The organism is Mangrovimonas yunxiaonensis, from assembly GCF_000733475.1.
GTDB classification, from domain to species: Bacteria; Bacteroidota; Bacteroidia; order Flavobacteriales; family Flavobacteriaceae; genus Mangrovimonas; species Mangrovimonas yunxiaonensis.
The window spans coordinates 58,631-73,779 of the sequence record NZ_JPFK01000003.1 but is presented as its reverse complement, the minus strand read 5'-3'; the positions used below and the strand labels follow the sequence as shown (position 1 = coordinate 73,779).

14 protein-coding genes are annotated in these 15,149 nt (G+C 38.9%); 13 read left to right on the top strand and 1 reads right to left on the bottom strand.

Annotated elements, in window-relative coordinates:
- Positions 1 to 16: 16 nt before the first annotated feature.
- Positions 17 to 1,108, top strand: a complete 1,092-nt coding sequence (locus IA57_RS02515; RefSeq protein ID WP_036118895.1) for an acyloxyacyl hydrolase — start codon at positions 17 to 19, stop codon at positions 1,106 to 1,108.
- A 1-nt stretch (position 1,109) separates the two neighbouring features.
- Complete coding sequence (locus tag IA57_RS02510) at positions 1,110 to 1,856, top strand: head GIN domain-containing protein (RefSeq protein ID WP_036118893.1); 747 nt, start codon at positions 1,110 to 1,112, stop codon at positions 1,854 to 1,856.
- Between the two features lie 5 nt (positions 1,857 to 1,861).
- On the opposite strand, the gene gldA is transcribed toward IA57_RS02510, so the two are convergent.
- Positions 1,862 to 2,755, bottom strand: a complete 894-nt coding sequence (gene gldA / locus IA57_RS02505) for a gliding motility-associated ABC transporter ATP-binding subunit GldA (RefSeq protein ID WP_036118891.1) — start codon at positions 2,753 to 2,755, stop codon at positions 1,862 to 1,864.
- 304 nt (positions 2,756 to 3,059) lie between these two features.
- Between gldA and IA57_RS02500 the strand changes: the two genes are divergently transcribed.
- From IA57_RS02500 to queA, 11 genes are all read left to right on the top strand, one after another.
- The gene (locus tag IA57_RS02500) at positions 3,060 to 3,887 is read left to right on the top strand and encodes a prephenate dehydratase (protein WP_036118889.1); all 828 of its coding nucleotides are present in this window, start codon (positions 3,060 to 3,062) and stop codon (positions 3,885 to 3,887) included.
- Positions 3,884 to 5,029, top strand: coding sequence for a pyridoxal phosphate-dependent aminotransferase (locus IA57_RS02495; RefSeq protein WP_036118888.1), 1,146 nt, complete (start codon positions 3,884 to 3,886; stop codon positions 5,027 to 5,029). Before IA57_RS02500 ends, IA57_RS02495 begins: the two co-directional genes overlap by 4 nt.
- Before the next feature lie 8 nt (positions 5,030 to 5,037).
- Positions 5,038 to 5,889: a prephenate dehydrogenase gene (locus IA57_RS02490; RefSeq protein WP_036119440.1), complete on the top strand. Its 852-nt coding sequence runs from the start codon at positions 5,038 to 5,040 to the stop codon at positions 5,887 to 5,889.
- A 12-nt stretch (positions 5,890 to 5,901) separates the two neighbouring features.
- Complete coding sequence (locus tag IA57_RS02485) at positions 5,902 to 6,984, top strand: bifunctional 3-deoxy-7-phosphoheptulonate synthase/chorismate mutase type II (protein ID WP_036118887.1); 1,083 nt, start codon at positions 5,902 to 5,904, stop codon at positions 6,982 to 6,984.
- Positions 6,985 to 7,047: 63 nt separating this feature from the next.
- A complete protein-coding gene (gene rsgA / locus IA57_RS02480; protein ID WP_036118886.1) occupies positions 7,048 to 7,992 on the top strand; it encodes a ribosome small subunit-dependent GTPase A in 945 nt (314 codons plus the stop codon).
- The gene (dtd, locus tag IA57_RS02475; RefSeq protein WP_036118885.1) at positions 7,993 to 8,445 is read left to right on the top strand and encodes a D-aminoacyl-tRNA deacylase; all 453 of its coding nucleotides are present in this window, start codon (positions 7,993 to 7,995) and stop codon (positions 8,443 to 8,445) included. It begins immediately after the preceding gene.
- Between the two features lie 51 nt (positions 8,446 to 8,496).
- Entirely contained in the window at positions 8,497 to 10,398 is a 1,902-nt protein-coding gene (locus IA57_RS02470; protein ID WP_036118884.1) for a DUF3857 domain-containing protein, read from the top strand.
- Positions 10,399 to 10,401: 3 nt separating this feature from the next.
- Positions 10,402 to 12,399, top strand: a complete 1,998-nt coding sequence (locus IA57_RS02465) for a transglutaminase domain-containing protein (protein ID WP_036118883.1) — start codon at positions 10,402 to 10,404, stop codon at positions 12,397 to 12,399.
- 2 nt (positions 12,400 to 12,401) lie between these two features.
- Positions 12,402 to 12,728 (top strand): nucleotide pyrophosphohydrolase, encoded by a 327-nt coding sequence (locus IA57_RS02460; protein WP_036118882.1) that lies wholly within the window; start codon positions 12,402 to 12,404, stop codon positions 12,726 to 12,728.
- Positions 12,729 to 12,742: 14 nt separating this feature from the next.
- Positions 12,743 to 13,972 carry a 3-phosphoshikimate 1-carboxyvinyltransferase gene (locus IA57_RS02455; RefSeq protein WP_036118881.1) on the top strand — a complete coding sequence of 410 codons (1,230 nt, stop codon included), beginning with the start codon at positions 12,743 to 12,745 and terminating at the stop codon, positions 13,970 to 13,972.
- A 75-nt stretch (positions 13,973 to 14,047) separates the two neighbouring features.
- Positions 14,048 to 15,097 (top strand): tRNA preQ1(34) S-adenosylmethionine ribosyltransferase-isomerase QueA, encoded by a 1,050-nt coding sequence (queA, locus tag IA57_RS02450; RefSeq protein ID WP_036118880.1) that lies wholly within the window; start codon positions 14,048 to 14,050, stop codon positions 15,095 to 15,097.
- Positions 15,098 to 15,149 lie beyond the last annotated feature (52 nt).

Below are 15,149 nucleotides of genomic sequence, written 5' to 3'. Positions count from 1 at the left end.
CGTTCCAAACCCAATTATGAAGCAAGTTTTAACCTATATAATAGTATTGTTTACGGGAACACTGTTTGCCCAAAAACAGCAATCCGCATCAACAATAGATGTTAATTACTTTAAGGGCAACATTGCGCTTCATAATAACGACATCCTGCACCTAATAAAAGGCCACCCAGAAGGGGTTATTTTAAGTTGGAACAAAAAAACGTTTGGCCATAAGGCCTGGGAGCAACGCTTTAATTACCCCGATTATGGCGTGTCGTTTGCTTTTCAAAATTTAAAGAACGACGTTTTGGGCAACAACTACGCCTTATATGCGCATTACAATTTTTATTTTTTAAAACGGCGTGTTATGTTTCGCATAGGGCAGGGGTTGGCCTATACAACCAATCCGTATCACAAGGTCGAGAATCATAAAAATGTGGCTTTTGGGTCACGCTTGTTAAGCAGTACCTATTTAATGCTTAATTACCAAAAACCGCGCTTGATAGACCGTTTTGGACTACAGGCAGGGCTGAGTTTAATTCATTATTCCAATGCCAATGTAAAGGCGCCAAATACCAGTGTAAATTCTATAGCATTTAATGTAGGGGTAACCTATAGCCTAGAAGAAACGGAGCCAGAGTACCTGTATACAGAAACCGATGTTTCGTATGCCGAGCCTATAAAATTCAATTTGGTATTGCGTGGTGGCCTTAACGAAAGCGATTTTGTGGGGAGTGGGCAATATCCTTTTTTAGTGGTATCGGCCTATGCCGATAAGCGTTTGGGGTACAAAAGTGCGTTGCAATTGGGCGCAGATGCCTTTTTTTCGGAGTTTTTAAAAGAACTTATTTATTACCAGTCGGTGGCCTATCCCGAAGAGCAAGTTAGCGGCGATGAAGATTGGAAGCGTTTAGGGGTTTTTGTGGGACACGAATTGTTTATTAATAAAATGTCGGTGGTTAGCCAATTGGGGTATTATGTGTATTACCCTTACGATTTTGAAGGGCAGACCTATTTTAGAATAGGTCTAAAACGTTATTTTAGCAAGCAAATTTTCGGCGCATTAACACTTAAGTCGCACGGTGCAAAAGCAGAAGCGGTTGAACTAGGCGTAGGCATACGGTTGTAAGATGAAAAAATTATTATATATAATGATGTTAGCGGTTGTGTTTGCTTGCGATAGCGAACAGGCAAACGATTGCTTTCAAACCACGGGCACCACAGTGCAAAAAACAGTAACCGTGGCAGGGTTTGATAAAATTTTGGTAAACAAAAACATCCAGCTTATTCTCAAGCAAGGACCAGATACCGAAGTTGTTGTTGAAACAGGTAAGAACTTAATGGGCGATATAGCGGTTAGTGTGGTCAATTCTAAATTGGTGCTTCTGGACAACAATGCCTGTAATTTTGTGCGGGATTATGCCCCGACCAAGGTGTATGTTACAGCCCCAAACATTAGCGAGATAAGAACGTCTACCCAGTTCGAAATTGTATCGGAAGGCGTTTTGGGGTACGATAGCCTAAAGCTGTATTCCGAAGATTTTAATGAAAGCGAGACCTTTACAGTAGGCGATTTTAGGATGCAGCTTAATTGTAACCAAGTAAGTATTGTATCGAACAACATTTCCTCCTTTTACCTGTCGGGTGCCGTTAACGAGCTAACCGTTGCATTTTATGCCGGAACCGGACGTTTTGAGGGGGCAGGTTTAATGGCACAAAAGGTTACCATAAACCACAGAGGCAGTAACGATATTAAGGTTAATCCGCAACAAGAACTTAAAGGGGTGTTGCGGGGTATAGGCGATTTAATTGCGGTAAACCACCCACCAATTGTAACCATAGAGCAACTGTATACCGGAACACTTATTTTTCAATAAGCCCCTTAAGAGGTCAGATCCCTGAACAAACTTTCTAAGCTTGTATTTTTCTGATTTAGCTGAAGGATTTTCAACTGATTGTCATGTGCAAAATCAAACACATGGGAACGCATGTCTTCTGTAGTAGAAAACGTGATTTCATAAATAAAATCGTGTGTATTTACAACCTGTTTTACTTTTGGCAAGTTCAATAAAAAGGCATCTTCAACCCTGTAATCAAATTCTACAACCACTATTTGTTGCTGACCTTCACGAAGTTCGTTTAATTTCTTATCGGCTACAATTTCCCCTTTATTAATAATAATCACTCGATCGCACATGGCTTCAACCTCTTGCATGATGTGTGTGGAAAGAAAAACAGTTTTTTCTGTTCCAATACTTTTAATCAGGTTCCTAATGTCCAGTAACTGGTTGGGGTCTAAGCCGGTGGTTGGCTCGTCCAGAATTAGCACTTCAGGATCGTGCAATAGGGCATTGGCCAGCCCAACACGTTGCCTATAGCCTTTAGAAAGCTGCCCAATGGTTTTATGGGCTTCGGGGGCCAATCCCGTAAGTTCGATAACATCCTGTATTCTAGACTTGGGAATGTTGTAAACTCCAGCATTAAACGCTAGGTATTCCTTAACGTACATGTCCAGGTATAACGGGTTGTGTTCTGGTAGGTAGCCCACACGTTTTTGGACATCCTTGGCGTCTAGCACCACATCGTAATCACTAATTTTTGCAATGCCTTGAGAGGCTTCAATGTAGGTGGTTAAAATTTTCATCATGGTCGATTTTCCGGCACCATTAGGACCTAAAAAACCAACAACCTCTCCTTTGTTTATTTTAAAAGAGACCTTGTTAAGCGCTTTTTGTTGGCCGTAAAATTTTGAAAGGTGTTCTACTTCTATAGACATATTTCTCTAATTAATGATTTTGTCAAAAATAAGCATAATTGTTTAGCCAAGAGCAGGGAAAAATAGCTTAGCTTGGGAATCCTACTAAAAAAAAGTTTGTTTTTTTAAAATATTGATTACTTTTACCAGCTCATTATGAACGCAACATTACATTTTGCATATAACAATTGGTATTATTTCTTTTTTAACAAAAGAAACGAGACCTTGTATGCGTATATGTAACCTATAATTAATAAAGTATATAAAAAAAGTCTCGATATAAATCGGGACTTTTTTTTTGGAAAAATTTAAAATATAATCAAAATTGAATCAAACAATTGCCATACAAGGTATCGCAGGGTCTTTTCATCATATTGTGTCTCAGCAATATTTTAAAAGTCAAGTCCATATACTGGAGTGTTTAACGTTTAACGAAGCTGTACAGCGTTTGATTTCTGGCAAAACCGAGGCTGTAGTCATGGCTTTGGAGAACTCTATAGCGGGTTCCATAATCCCAAATTATGCGTTAATAGACACCCATCATTTACACATTGTGGGGGAGCATTATTTAAATGTGCAACACCATTTAATGGCTTTGCCAAACCAAACCATAGCCGATGTTAAAGCGGTGCATTCTCACCCAATGGCGTTATTGCAGTGTAAGGAATTTTTTAAGAATTTCCCACACATAAAGCTTATTGAAGATAAAGATACAGCCGAAGTGGCCCAACGCATTCAACGTAAAAAGTTAAAAGGCGTTGCAGCCATTGCCAGTAAACTGGCTGCTGAATTATTTGCATTGAACATTCTTTCAGAAAGCATTCAAACCATTAAACATAACGAAACACGCTTTGTAATTGTTAAAAGAGCGCATCAAGAAATTCCTGAAAGTGAGATTAACAAAGCATCCTTAAAATTTGAATTAGAACATAAAAAAGGGAGTCTGGCTGCCATGTTGAATGTGATGAGCGATTGTAAATTAAATTTAACCAAAATACAATCGCTGCCAATTATAGAAACGCCTTGGAAATATGCTTTTTTTGTAGATGTGACTTTTGATGCCTTTGAAGACTATAAAAAAGCGATTGCCATTATGGCAATTATGACTGAAGATTTTAAAATATTAGGAGAATATAAAAAAGCGCACTTATGATTTTAGTAGCAGAAAAATTGCAGGCCATAGAGGAATACTATTTCTCTAGGAAATTAAAGGAGGTAAACTTTTTAAAGGCGCAGGGAAAGCCCATAATTAATTTGGGCACAGGAAGTCCAGACTTGGCTCCCCCAGAGCGGGTTGTACAGGCCTTAACCCATAGTTTGTCTAGCGAATTGGCGCATAGTTATCAGGGGTATCAAGGCCTGCTGGAGCTTCGCGAAGCTATGGCATTGTTTTATAAAAAACATTATGGTGTATGGCTAAGTGCGCAAACCGAAATCCTGCCGTTAATGGGCAGTAAGGAAGGGGTTATGCATATTTCCATGGCGTTTTTAAACCCTGGCGATGAGGTTTTGGTGCCTAATCCCGGCTACCCAACCTATACCTCGGTAGCTAAATTGGTGGGGGCAAAGCCAGTAACCTATAATTTAACCGAAACAAACCAGTGGCTTCCCGATTTAAAGGCTTTGGAAAAAACAGATTTGAGCAAGGTTAAGATCATGTGGGTAAATTATCCGCACATGCCTACGGGCGCACAAATGAACGATACCCTTTTTGAAACCCTTATAACTTTTGCCAAGCGGCATAACATTTTAGTTGTTAATGACAACCCGTACAGTTTTGTTTTAAATGAAACGCCAAAGAGTATTTTGGCTTTCGAAGGCGCAAAAGATTGTTGCCTAGAACTTAACTCCTTAAGCAAAACCTTTAATATGGCAGGGTGGCGCGTTGGTATGGTTTTAGGAAAATCGGAATACATTAATAGCATTCTAAAAGTAAAGAGCAATATGGACTCGGGAATGTTTTACGGGGTACAAAAGGGAGCGGTAGCGGCTTTGTCCTGTTCGGCTATGTGGTACCAAAGCATGAACAGCGTGTATAGGCAACGGCGCGAGTATGTATGGCAATTGGCAAAACTGCTAAATTGCACCTATAACAGTACGAGCGTTGGGTTGTTTGTTTGGGCAAAATTGCCCCTCATGGTAAAGGCAGAAGAGTTTACCGATCTCTTATTAAAGGAGAGTGCTATTTTTATAGCGCCAGGAACCGTTTTTGGAAGTCAGGGTGAAGGTTATGTGCGGTTTTCACTATGTGCATCGACAGAAGTATTAGAAGAAGCTATAGCACGCGTAAGGTAATGAAGGATATTAAAAGCATATACATAGTAGGCGTGGGTTTAATTGGCGGCAGCATTGCTAGAGACATTAGGTGCCTAAACCCAAACATTAAACTATACGGCATCGATAAAAACGAAGCGCATTTAGAGACGGCCTTAAAATTAGGCATTATCGATGAAAAAGCGGTGCTGGAGGATGTGGTAAAGGCTCAGGTTGTTATTGTGGCCATTCCCGTTGATGCAACAGTAGTGTTGTTGCCTGAAATATTGGATTTGATACCAGATGAGGCTTTGGTTATGGAGTCGGGCTCAACAAAACTGGAGATTTGCAATGCTGTGGCCCAGCACCCTAAACGCCGTAATTTTATGGCCACACACCCCATAGCAGGGACCGAGTTTTCGGGGCCCAAGGCTGCCTATAGCGGCCTGTTTAAAGGCAAAGTGAACATTATTTGCGAGGTTGAAAAAACAGCGTTTAAGTTTCAAAAAGTTGCGATGGCCATTTTTAACATCATGGGCATGCAAATACGGTATATGGACCCGGCATCGCACGACAAGCACATTGCTTATGTGTCGCATTTATCGCATATAAGTGCCTTTATGCTTGGGAAAACAGTAATGGAAAAAGAAAAAAACGAACGTGATATTTTTGATATGGCAGGCAGTGGTTTTGCTTCAACAGTAAGATTGGCAAAAAGCTCGCCAGATATGTGGGCGCCCATTTTTCAACAAAATAAAGCAAACATTATAGAAACTTTGGAAGAATATATAAAAAACCTAAAAACTTTTAAGAACTTTATGGAGGCTAATGCATTCGATGCTATTTATCAAGACATGAAAAACACAAATTATATAAAACACATTCTTAACGGAAAGGAATAACAGAGGTAGATTATGGAGAACAAGAAGGAATTAAGAGGTTGGTTGGATAATTTTGGATTAGACCACCCATTGGTAATTGCCGGGCCTTGCAGTGCAGAAACAGAAGCGCAAGTGTTAAAAATTGCCCATGCGCTAAAACAAACCGATACGACTGTTTTTAGGGCAGGTATTTGGAAACCTAGAACGCGTCCGGGAAATTTTGAAGGCGTTGGGGCGCTGGGCTTAAAATGGATGCAAAAAGCCAAAGAAGAAACGGGCTTGCTAACCACAACAGAAGTGGCCAATGCCCACCATGTAGACTTGGCCTTAAAGCACGATGTCGATATTTTATGGATAGGAGCCAGAACAACGGTTAGCCCATTTGTGGTTCAGGAAATAGCAGAAGCCCTAAAAGGCACCCAAAAGACGGTGTTGGTGAAAAATCCGGTAAATCCCGACTTGGCCTTATGGTTAGGTGCCGTAGAGCGGTTGTATGCCGCAAACGTAAAAAACCTGGGGGTTATTCATCGGGGGTTTTCAACCTACGAAAAAACCAGATATAGGAACAACCCAGAATGGCAGTTGGCTGTCGATTTGCAAAACCGCTTTCCCGATTTGCCGCTAATTTTAGATCCATCGCACATTGCTGGACGTCGTGATATTATTTTCGATCTGTGCCAAACCGCATTAGATCTTAATTACGACGGTTTAATGATAGAAACCCATTACGATCCGGACAACGCATGGAGCGATGCCGCGCAGCAAATCACACCACAAACATTAAAAAAGTACACCGAAGATTTGCGTATTAGAAAAGAAATAGGTGAGGCCGCCGAATTTAAAAACAAGATAAATACCCTAAGAACACAAATTGATGTTGTAGACCACCAGTTAATAGAAATGTTGGGAAAACGCATGCAGATAGCCGGTGATATAGGGCGCTTAAAAAAGCAATACAATGTCGCTGTTTTACAGGCCAAGCGCTGGAATGAAATTCTCGGGAAAATGATCCTGCAAGGCGAAGAGAAAAAGTTAAGCGAAGAGTTTATTTTAAAAGTGTTTAAAGCCATTCACCAAGAGTCTATTAACCATCAAGACAAGATTGTTAAAAGATAAGTAGACCATGCGTTTAGGTGCAAACAATAATATTCTTTACTTTGCTAAATATTGAAATAAAGCATGACAGGAACAGTTTATAAATCTACAGGAAGTTGGTATACCGTTAAAACCAACACAGGTGGGCGTTATCAATGCCGCATAAAAGGGCGGTTTCGACTTAAAGGTATTAAAAGTACCAATCCCATTGCCGTAGGCGATGTTGTAGATTTTGAATTGGAAACCAAAAACGATGAAACCACAGGCATTATCCATAACATTCACGAAAGAAAAAACTATATCGTTCGAAAATCGGTAAACTTATCAAAGCAAACCCACGTTATTGCGGCCAATATCGATCAGGTTTTTTTATTAGTCACAATCGATAATCCGCCAACATTTACCAGTTTTATAGACCGTTTTTTGGTAACGGCCGAAGCTTATGGCATAAAAACAATTTTGCTGTTTAATAAAATCGATACGTATAGCGAGGCCACGCTAGATGAAGTTAGGTATCTGGCACATGTGTATCGTGACATTGGTTATGAGTGTGTTGGAATTTCGGCCGAAACGGGAACGAAAATCGAAACGGTAAAGCAGCTTATGGCTGGTAAGGTAAACATGTTTGCAGGCCATTCTGGTGTGGGAAAATCAACGTTGGCTAATGCCCTAGAGCCCGGTCTGGAGTTAAAAACTAAAAGTATATCGGCACAACACCAACAAGGGCAACATACCACCACCTTTGCCGAAATGTTCGATTTAGGTTTTGGGGCCAAACTGATAGACACCCCAGGGATAAAAGGCTTTGGCATTGTGGATATGGATAAGGAAGAAGTGGGCGATTATTTCCCAGAGTTTTTTAAATTAAAGCAAGACTGCAAATTTAATAATTGTATTCATGTTGATGAACCAAAATGCGCTGTAAAACAAGCTTTAGATAATGATGAGATAGCCTATTCAAGATACCGCAGTTATTTGCAGATTTTAGAAGGCGAAGACGAACATTACCGAACCGATAACTGGGAGTAAATGAGAGCGGTTATTCAACGGGTTTCTAAAGCAAGCGTTACCATAGCAGGCAAAACAGTGGCCAAGATAGATGAAGGACTTTTGGTGTTATTAGGGATTGAACATGCCGATACTGAGGAAGACATCGCATGGTTGTCTAAAAAAATTAACAACCTCCGAATTTTTAACGATGAAAACGGAGTCATGAACCAGTCGTTAATCGATATTAACGGCCAAGCCATTGTTGTAAGTCAGTTTACATTGCATGCCAATACAAAAAAAGGCAACCGCCCTAGCTATATAAAGGCGGCCAAGCCCGATGTTGCCATACCGTTGTATACCACTTTTGTAAAACAATTTGAAGCCCATTTGGGAAAACCCATTCAAACCGGGGAATTTGGTGCCGATATGAAAGTAGCATTATTAAACGATGGCCCAGTAACTATAATTATAGATACTAAAAATAAAGAGTAAGTGGTATTTTAATGAAATAAGTGTAATTTTAAGCAAGTGAAAAATTGCCCCATGCAAAGACTATTTTTTTTAATATTCTTCATATTAATTTATACCCAAACAATAGCACAGGATACTGATCTGTTTAAAGTGAGCACTGTGCCTTTAGAACTTAGAAAAAAATCGAATGCTGTTGTAAGATCAGACCACATTCATATTGATATTTCAAGCTATAACAATCTTGTTTATAGTAACCAAAGGGTAATTACGGTTTTAAATAAAGAAGGCGATTTAAAGGTCGGGGCTTTTCAGTATTACGACGAGAACGTTAAAATTAAATCGTTAGAAGCGCGTATTTTTAACGCCCAGGGTAAGGAAATCAAAAAAATTAAGAAAAACGATTTTAAAGATGTAAGCGCTGTGCCAGGAGGAACTTTATACTCCGATAATCGGGTTAAGTATTTAGACTACACGCCAATACATTACCCCTATACTGTTTTGTTTGAGACAGAAGTGGTTTATAGCTCAACAGCATTTATTCCTGGCTGGAGACCTATTGAAGGATTTTATACAAGCACTCAACACGCCGAGTATAAAATTACCAATACCTCTGGGGTGCCGCTTAAAATAAAGACGTCAAACTTTGAAAACTATAAGATTAAAAAGGTAAGCGAGACCCATTTTATGGCGGAGCATCTTAACGCTATAAAACCAGAAGCTTACAGTCCAGATTTTAAAACATATGCCCCTATTTTAAGAGCCGCTTTAACAGAGTTTGATATGAATGGTGTAAAAGGGGTTAATAATACTTGGGCAGATTTTGGTTTGTGGGTTAACCAAGCGCTCTTAAAAGACACCCAAGAACTTCCCGATGAAACTAAGGTTGCAATAAAACAACTAACAGAAGGGGTTGACAACAACATAGAAAAAGCCAAAATAGTGTACCAATACATGCAAGATAAAACACGCTATATAAGTGTACAGGTTGGTATTGGTGGCTGGAAACCTATAAAAGCAGAAGATGTAGATAGGCTAGGGTATGGCGATTGTAAAGGTCTTACCAATTATACAAAAGCGTTGTTAAAAGAAGTCGGTGTCGAATCGTATTACACGGTGATTTATGGCGACAAAAACCTAAAAAGTATAGATGATGAGTTTTCTGCAACACAAGGTAATCATGCCATTTTGTGTTTACCTCATGAAGAAGACTATATTTGGCTAGAGTGCACCAGCCAGACCAATCCCTTTGGTTTTATAGCAGGTTTTACAGACGATAGGAATGCTCTGATTATAACGCCCGAAGGAGGTGAAATTGTTCGCACAACAATTTACAATCGGGAGGAGAACACACAAAAAACATCGGGTACTCTAAACATCTTTGCGACGGGCCATGTTACTGGCGAGGTTACTATTGAAACAAACGGATATCAATATGCCATGCATAAAGATATTCAAACCATTCCTGAGAAGAAATTAGCCTATTTCTATAAACAACATTGGGATTATTTAAATAATTTAGAAATAAATGCCGTAACGCTAAACAACAACAAAGAAGCCATTACCTTTACTGAAAATTTAAAGATTACAATAAACAATCACGCCAAAAAAAGTGGTCCAAGACTTTTAATGGCACCAAATACGTTTAATAGGGTAACAACCATACCAACCAGGTACGATAGCAGAACATTAAACTTTGAAATTGAACGCGGTTTTGAGGATTATGATGAATTTAAGCTAACCCTAGCCCCCGAATTAATGGTAGAAGCCATGCCCGAGCCCGTAACCATTTCTAATGCGTTTGGAACGTATCGTTATAGCATTTCGCAAATTAACGATTCAACCTTGCTTTATAAACGAGCTTACGCGTTAAATAAAGGCCATTACCCAAAAGAAGACTATAAAGCATTTAGGGACTTTATGGCCGAAATTGTAAAATACGACAACGCTAAAATAGTATTAAAAATAACCCCATAACCAATGAAAAATTTTTTACAAGTAGTTTTTTGTTTGCTAGCCATAACGTCTGGCTTTTCGCAAAATTACAAGTTTGGAAAAGTATCAGAAGAAGATTTTAAAAAATACGGCACTCCCAGTAGTTCACACAACGCAGTAGTACTGTATAAAAGCCAAACCATAGACTTTACGTATGTTGAAGGAGAAGGTTTTCAGCAAGAAAACGAAATACACGAACGTATTGTTATTTATAATAAAGAAGGCTTTGATTGGGCCACAAAAAAAGTAAAACTGTATGATTATTCGGCTTCAAAAGAAGAAAATTTAATAGGCTTAAAAGGGTATACGTACAATTTGGTAGACGGTAAGGTAGAAAAAGAAAAGCTTCGAAATGAAGGAGTATTTGAGGAAAAACAAAATAAGTACTGGAAAAAAACCTCGTTTACCATGCCCAACATTAAAGAAGGCTGTATTATAGAGTTTACGTACAAAATTGTCTCCCCTTATTTAAGTATCGATGATATAGATTTACAATATACAATACCAATAAAGACGTTTGATTTGAGCGTTAATACTCCAGAATTTTATGTTTATAGAGAGCACCTTAATCCTAGAGCTTTTTATTTGCCCGAATTGCAGAAAACCCAAATAACAAGAACCTTATCTAAGACAGAAAGAAGCATGTACGGCCATGCTTCGCAATTCACCCAAAGCAAAACCGATTACAACGTAAATGTAATAAAAAGTCAGGCAAGCGATGTGCCCGCGCTTAAGCAAGAGCCTATGGTAGGCAACATAGATAATTATAGGTCTAAATTAATTTTAGAACTGGTCGCAAAAAGGTTTCCAAACCAACCAACAGAGTCGTTTTCTACGAGCTGGGGAAAAGTTGCTGAAACAATTTATGAAGATGATGATTTTGGAAAGCAATTAGATAGAAACAACTTTTTCAAGAAAGATTTACAAAGCTTAACAGTTGCCGAAAATAAAATGCAAACAGCAGCGAACATTTATAGTTTTGTAAAGAATAAAGTAAAATGGAATAGTTTTGTAGGCTATGGTTCTCAAAACGGGATAAAAAAAGCCTATGTTGAGGGTTCAGGAAACGTAGCCGATATAAATTTGTTGTTGGTCGCTATGCTTAGGGAAGCAGGAATTAACGCCAATCCCGTTTTGTTAAGTACAATAAGTAATGGTATTCCTTTAGTACCAACGGTTAGTGGGTTTAATTACGTTATATGTTTGGTAGAGGAAGAAAACTTTAGGACCCTCCTAGATGCCTCAGACCCTTATGGAAGCCCTAATGTTTTGCCACAACATGCTTTAAATTGGCAAGGAAGGGTTATAAGAAAGGATGAGAGTTCAGATTGGGTGAGCCTTTCAGAATTGCCCCTATCGTCTGAAACATCATTGCTAAATGTTAATATTAATAGCGATTTGGCAATATCGGGAAAGGCCAGAAGCAACTATACAAACTATTTAGCCCACGAGTATCTCAAAAACTTTTTAAACGTTAATAAAGATGACCATATAAAACAGCTAGAAAAAGAAAAAGGAGATGTTGTTATTTCAGAGTTAGCTTTTAAACACAGTAAAACAAGCGCTAAGCCAGTAACGGTAAGCTATGATTATAAATTAGAAAATGCCATAGAGGAAATAGGAGGAAAACTATATTTTTCGCCTTTATTCTTTTTGGGGCAAATAAACAACCCGTATAAGGACAGTGAGCGGTTGTATCCCATACAGTTTAATTACCCGAAAGTAATAAAAAGCATGGTAAACATTAAACTGCCGGAAGGCTACCATATCGAGTCTTTACCTCAAAATGAAAAGATTGTGTTTAACGGCGATTCGGGCATGTTTTCATATCTTTTAAAAAACAATGGCGAGACCTTACAATTGTTGATTAATTTTGATTTTAAAGACGCTTTGGTTTTGCCAAGTCACTACGAGCACTTTAAAACGTTTTACACCAAAGTAATCGAGAAGATGAACGAACAAGTCGTGTTAAAAAAAGTATAACGATGAACATAAAAAACGCCCAACAAGAGGTCGATAACTGGATTAAGGAACACGGGGTTCGTTATTTTAACGAACTTACCAATATGGCCCAACTAACCGAAGAGGTTGGGGAAGTAGCAAGAATTATAGCACGCCGCTATGGCGAACAAAGCGAAAAAGAAAGCGATAAAGATAAAGACCTGGGCGAAGAACTAGCCGATGTTGTTTTTGTGGTCTTGTGTTTAGCCAATCAAACAGGGATAGACCTACAAGACGCCTTTAACAAAAAAATGGATAAAAAAACCAAACGCGACCACGATAGGCACCATAGCAACGAAAAGTTAAAATAGCCTTATACCTTATAATGCATTTAAAGCTACATCACGCACAAGTTAACAAAGCAAGTAAGATAACCATCTCTGGCTCTAAAAGCGAATCGAATAGACTGCTGCTTTTACAGGCCTTATACCCCAAAATAAAAATAACGAACCTGTCTAATTCAGACGATTCGCAGGTCATGCAAAACGCCCTGTCTGGGCAGGCTAACGTTATAGACATTCATCATGCAGGTACGGCCATGCGCTTTCTAACAGCCTATTTCGCCACCCAACCACAAAAAGAGGTGGTTTTAACAGGCTCTGAAAGAATGAAAGAGCGCCCCATAAAAATATTAGTCGATGCTTTAAAAAGTCTTGGCGCCCACATTACCTATCTGGAGAATGAAGGGTGTCCGCCATTAAAAATTTTAGGAAAGGAACTTGTAAAAGATAAGGTAACCCTTAATGCCAATGTAAGCAGTCAGTATATTTCTGCGTTATTATTGGTTGCACCTAAATTAAAAAATGGGTTAGAGCTAACATTAAAAGGAGAGATAACATCTGTGCCTTACATAAAAATGACCCTGTCGCTATTAGAGCAAATAGGGGTGAAGACCACATTTAAGGATAACATAATTACCATTAGCCCCAAGCCTAGTTTAGATAATGAGATAGACATTGTGGTCGAATCCGATTGGTCTTCGGCATCCTACTTTTATAGCATACTGGCGCTGTCGCCTGTCGGGACAAAAATAACATTGGCATCTTATAACGCGAACAGCTTACAAGGAGATTCGGTTTTGGCAACCATATACGAGCAATTCGGGGTGCAAACGCAGTTTAAATCGCATACAATAACCCTTGAAAAAACAGCAGAAGTGATGTTTAAAAAAGGCATCGAACTTAATTTAGTGAATTGCCCAGACATTGCCCAAACCATTGCCGTTACTTGTTTTGGGTTAGGCGTTTCGTGTGAGTTAACAGGGTTGCATACCTTGCGTATAAAAGAAACCGATAGATTACAGGCTCTAAAAAATGAACTTGAAAAATTAGGTGGAGAGCTAACCATTACTAACGAGTCCTTAACATTACAGCCTTCAAAAGAGATGAGACCCAACACCGCAATAGAGACTTATAACGACCATAGAATGGCCATGGCCTTTGCGCCACTAGCCCTTAAAACCGCTTTGGTTATTAAAGATGCTGCTGTGGTAACAAAATCTTATAAGGCTTTTTGGGACGACTTAAAACAATTGGGGTTTAAGGTCTCCCAATAATAATTGGCTAATTACTTGACAACCCCTGTATTCAGATTGTATATTTGCACCTTTGAAAAAATTTAAAACAAACAAATGAAGTTATCTAATTTTAATTTTGACCTCCCTAAGGAGTTGTTGGCAGAATACCCATCAGAACATAGAGATGAAGCCCGTTTAATGGTTTTGAACAGAGAAAAACAAACCATTGAACACAAGCTTTTTAAAGATCTTGTAGATTATTTCGATGAAAATGATGTGTTAATACTAAATAACACCAAGGTGTTTCCTGCTAGACTTTATGGGAATAAAGAAAAAACGGGTGCTAGAATAGAGGTCTTCTTATTAAGAGAGCTTAACGAAGAGCAACGTTTATGGGACGTTTTGGTCGATCCTGCACGAAAAATTAGAATAGGAAATAAGCTTTATTTTGGAGAAGACGAGTCTTTGGTAGCAGAGGTTATAGACAACACAACCTCTAGAGGAAGAACCTTACGTTTTTTATACGACGGCCCGTACAGAGACTTTAGAAATAAATTAAAGGAACTGGGCGAAACCCCGCTTCCAAAGTACATTAAAAGAGAGGTAGAGCCAGAAGACGAAGAGCGTTACCAAACCATTTTTGCCAAAACCGAAGGTGCCGTAGCAGCACCAACAGCCGGGCTACATTTCTCAAAGCACCTGCTGAAAAAACTGGAGATTAAAGGCATTGACTTTGCCGAGGTGACCCTGCATGTAGGGTTAGGGACATTTAACCCTGTTGAGGTAGAGGACTTATCTAAACACAAAATGGACAGCGAGGAAATTATTATCGATAAATTGGCTGTTAACACCATTAACAAAGGGATTGCTGAAGGTAGAAAAGTATGTGCCATTGGAACCACAGTTATGCGTGCTGTAGAAAGTTCGGTCTCTTCTAGCGGAACACTAAATGAATTTCAAGGGTGGTCCAATAAATTTATTTTCCCACCTTACGATTTCAGTATAGCAAATTGTATGGTAACCAATTTCCATACGCCTAAGTCTACCTTGCTAATGATGGCGTCTGCCTTTGCTGGGCATGATTTTATAATGCGCGCTTACGAAGAGGCTGTAAAGGAAAAATATCGCTTTTACACTTATGGCGATGCCATGTTAATTCTTTAAGAAGATAAAAACCAATAACATAAAAAACCTTGTTAGCCAACAAGGTTTTTTT

Excerpts from the sequence above, each read along its gene's own strand:
- IA57_RS02515 (WP_036118895.1), top strand. The coding sequence starts at position 17 with ATGAAGCAAGTTTTAACCTATATAATAGTATTGTTTACGGGAACACTG.
- IA57_RS02510 (WP_036118893.1), top strand. The coding sequence starts at position 1,110 with ATGAAAAAATTATTATATATAATGATGTTAGCGGTTGTGTTTGCTTGC.
- gldA (WP_036118891.1), bottom strand. The coding sequence starts at position 2,755 with ATGTCTATAGAAGTAGAACACCTTTCAAAATTTTACGGCCAACAAAAA.
- IA57_RS02495 (WP_036118888.1), top strand. The coding sequence starts at position 3,884 with ATGATTTTAGTAGCAGAAAAATTGCAGGCCATAGAGGAATACTATTTC.
- IA57_RS02485 (WP_036118887.1), top strand. The coding sequence starts at position 5,902 with ATGGAGAACAAGAAGGAATTAAGAGGTTGGTTGGATAATTTTGGATTA.
- rsgA (WP_036118886.1), top strand. The coding sequence starts at position 7,048 with ATGACAGGAACAGTTTATAAATCTACAGGAAGTTGGTATACCGTTAAA.
- dtd (WP_036118885.1), top strand. The coding sequence starts at position 7,993 with ATGAGAGCGGTTATTCAACGGGTTTCTAAAGCAAGCGTTACCATAGCA.
- IA57_RS02470 (WP_036118884.1), top strand. The coding sequence starts at position 8,497 with ATGCAAAGACTATTTTTTTTAATATTCTTCATATTAATTTATACCCAA.
- IA57_RS02465 (WP_036118883.1), top strand. The coding sequence starts at position 10,402 with ATGAAAAATTTTTTACAAGTAGTTTTTTGTTTGCTAGCCATAACGTCT.
- IA57_RS02460 (WP_036118882.1), top strand. The coding sequence starts at position 12,402 with ATGAACATAAAAAACGCCCAACAAGAGGTCGATAACTGGATTAAGGAA.
- IA57_RS02455 (WP_036118881.1), top strand. The coding sequence starts at position 12,743 with ATGCATTTAAAGCTACATCACGCACAAGTTAACAAAGCAAGTAAGATA.
- queA (WP_036118880.1), top strand. The coding sequence starts at position 14,048 with ATGAAGTTATCTAATTTTAATTTTGACCTCCCTAAGGAGTTGTTGGCA.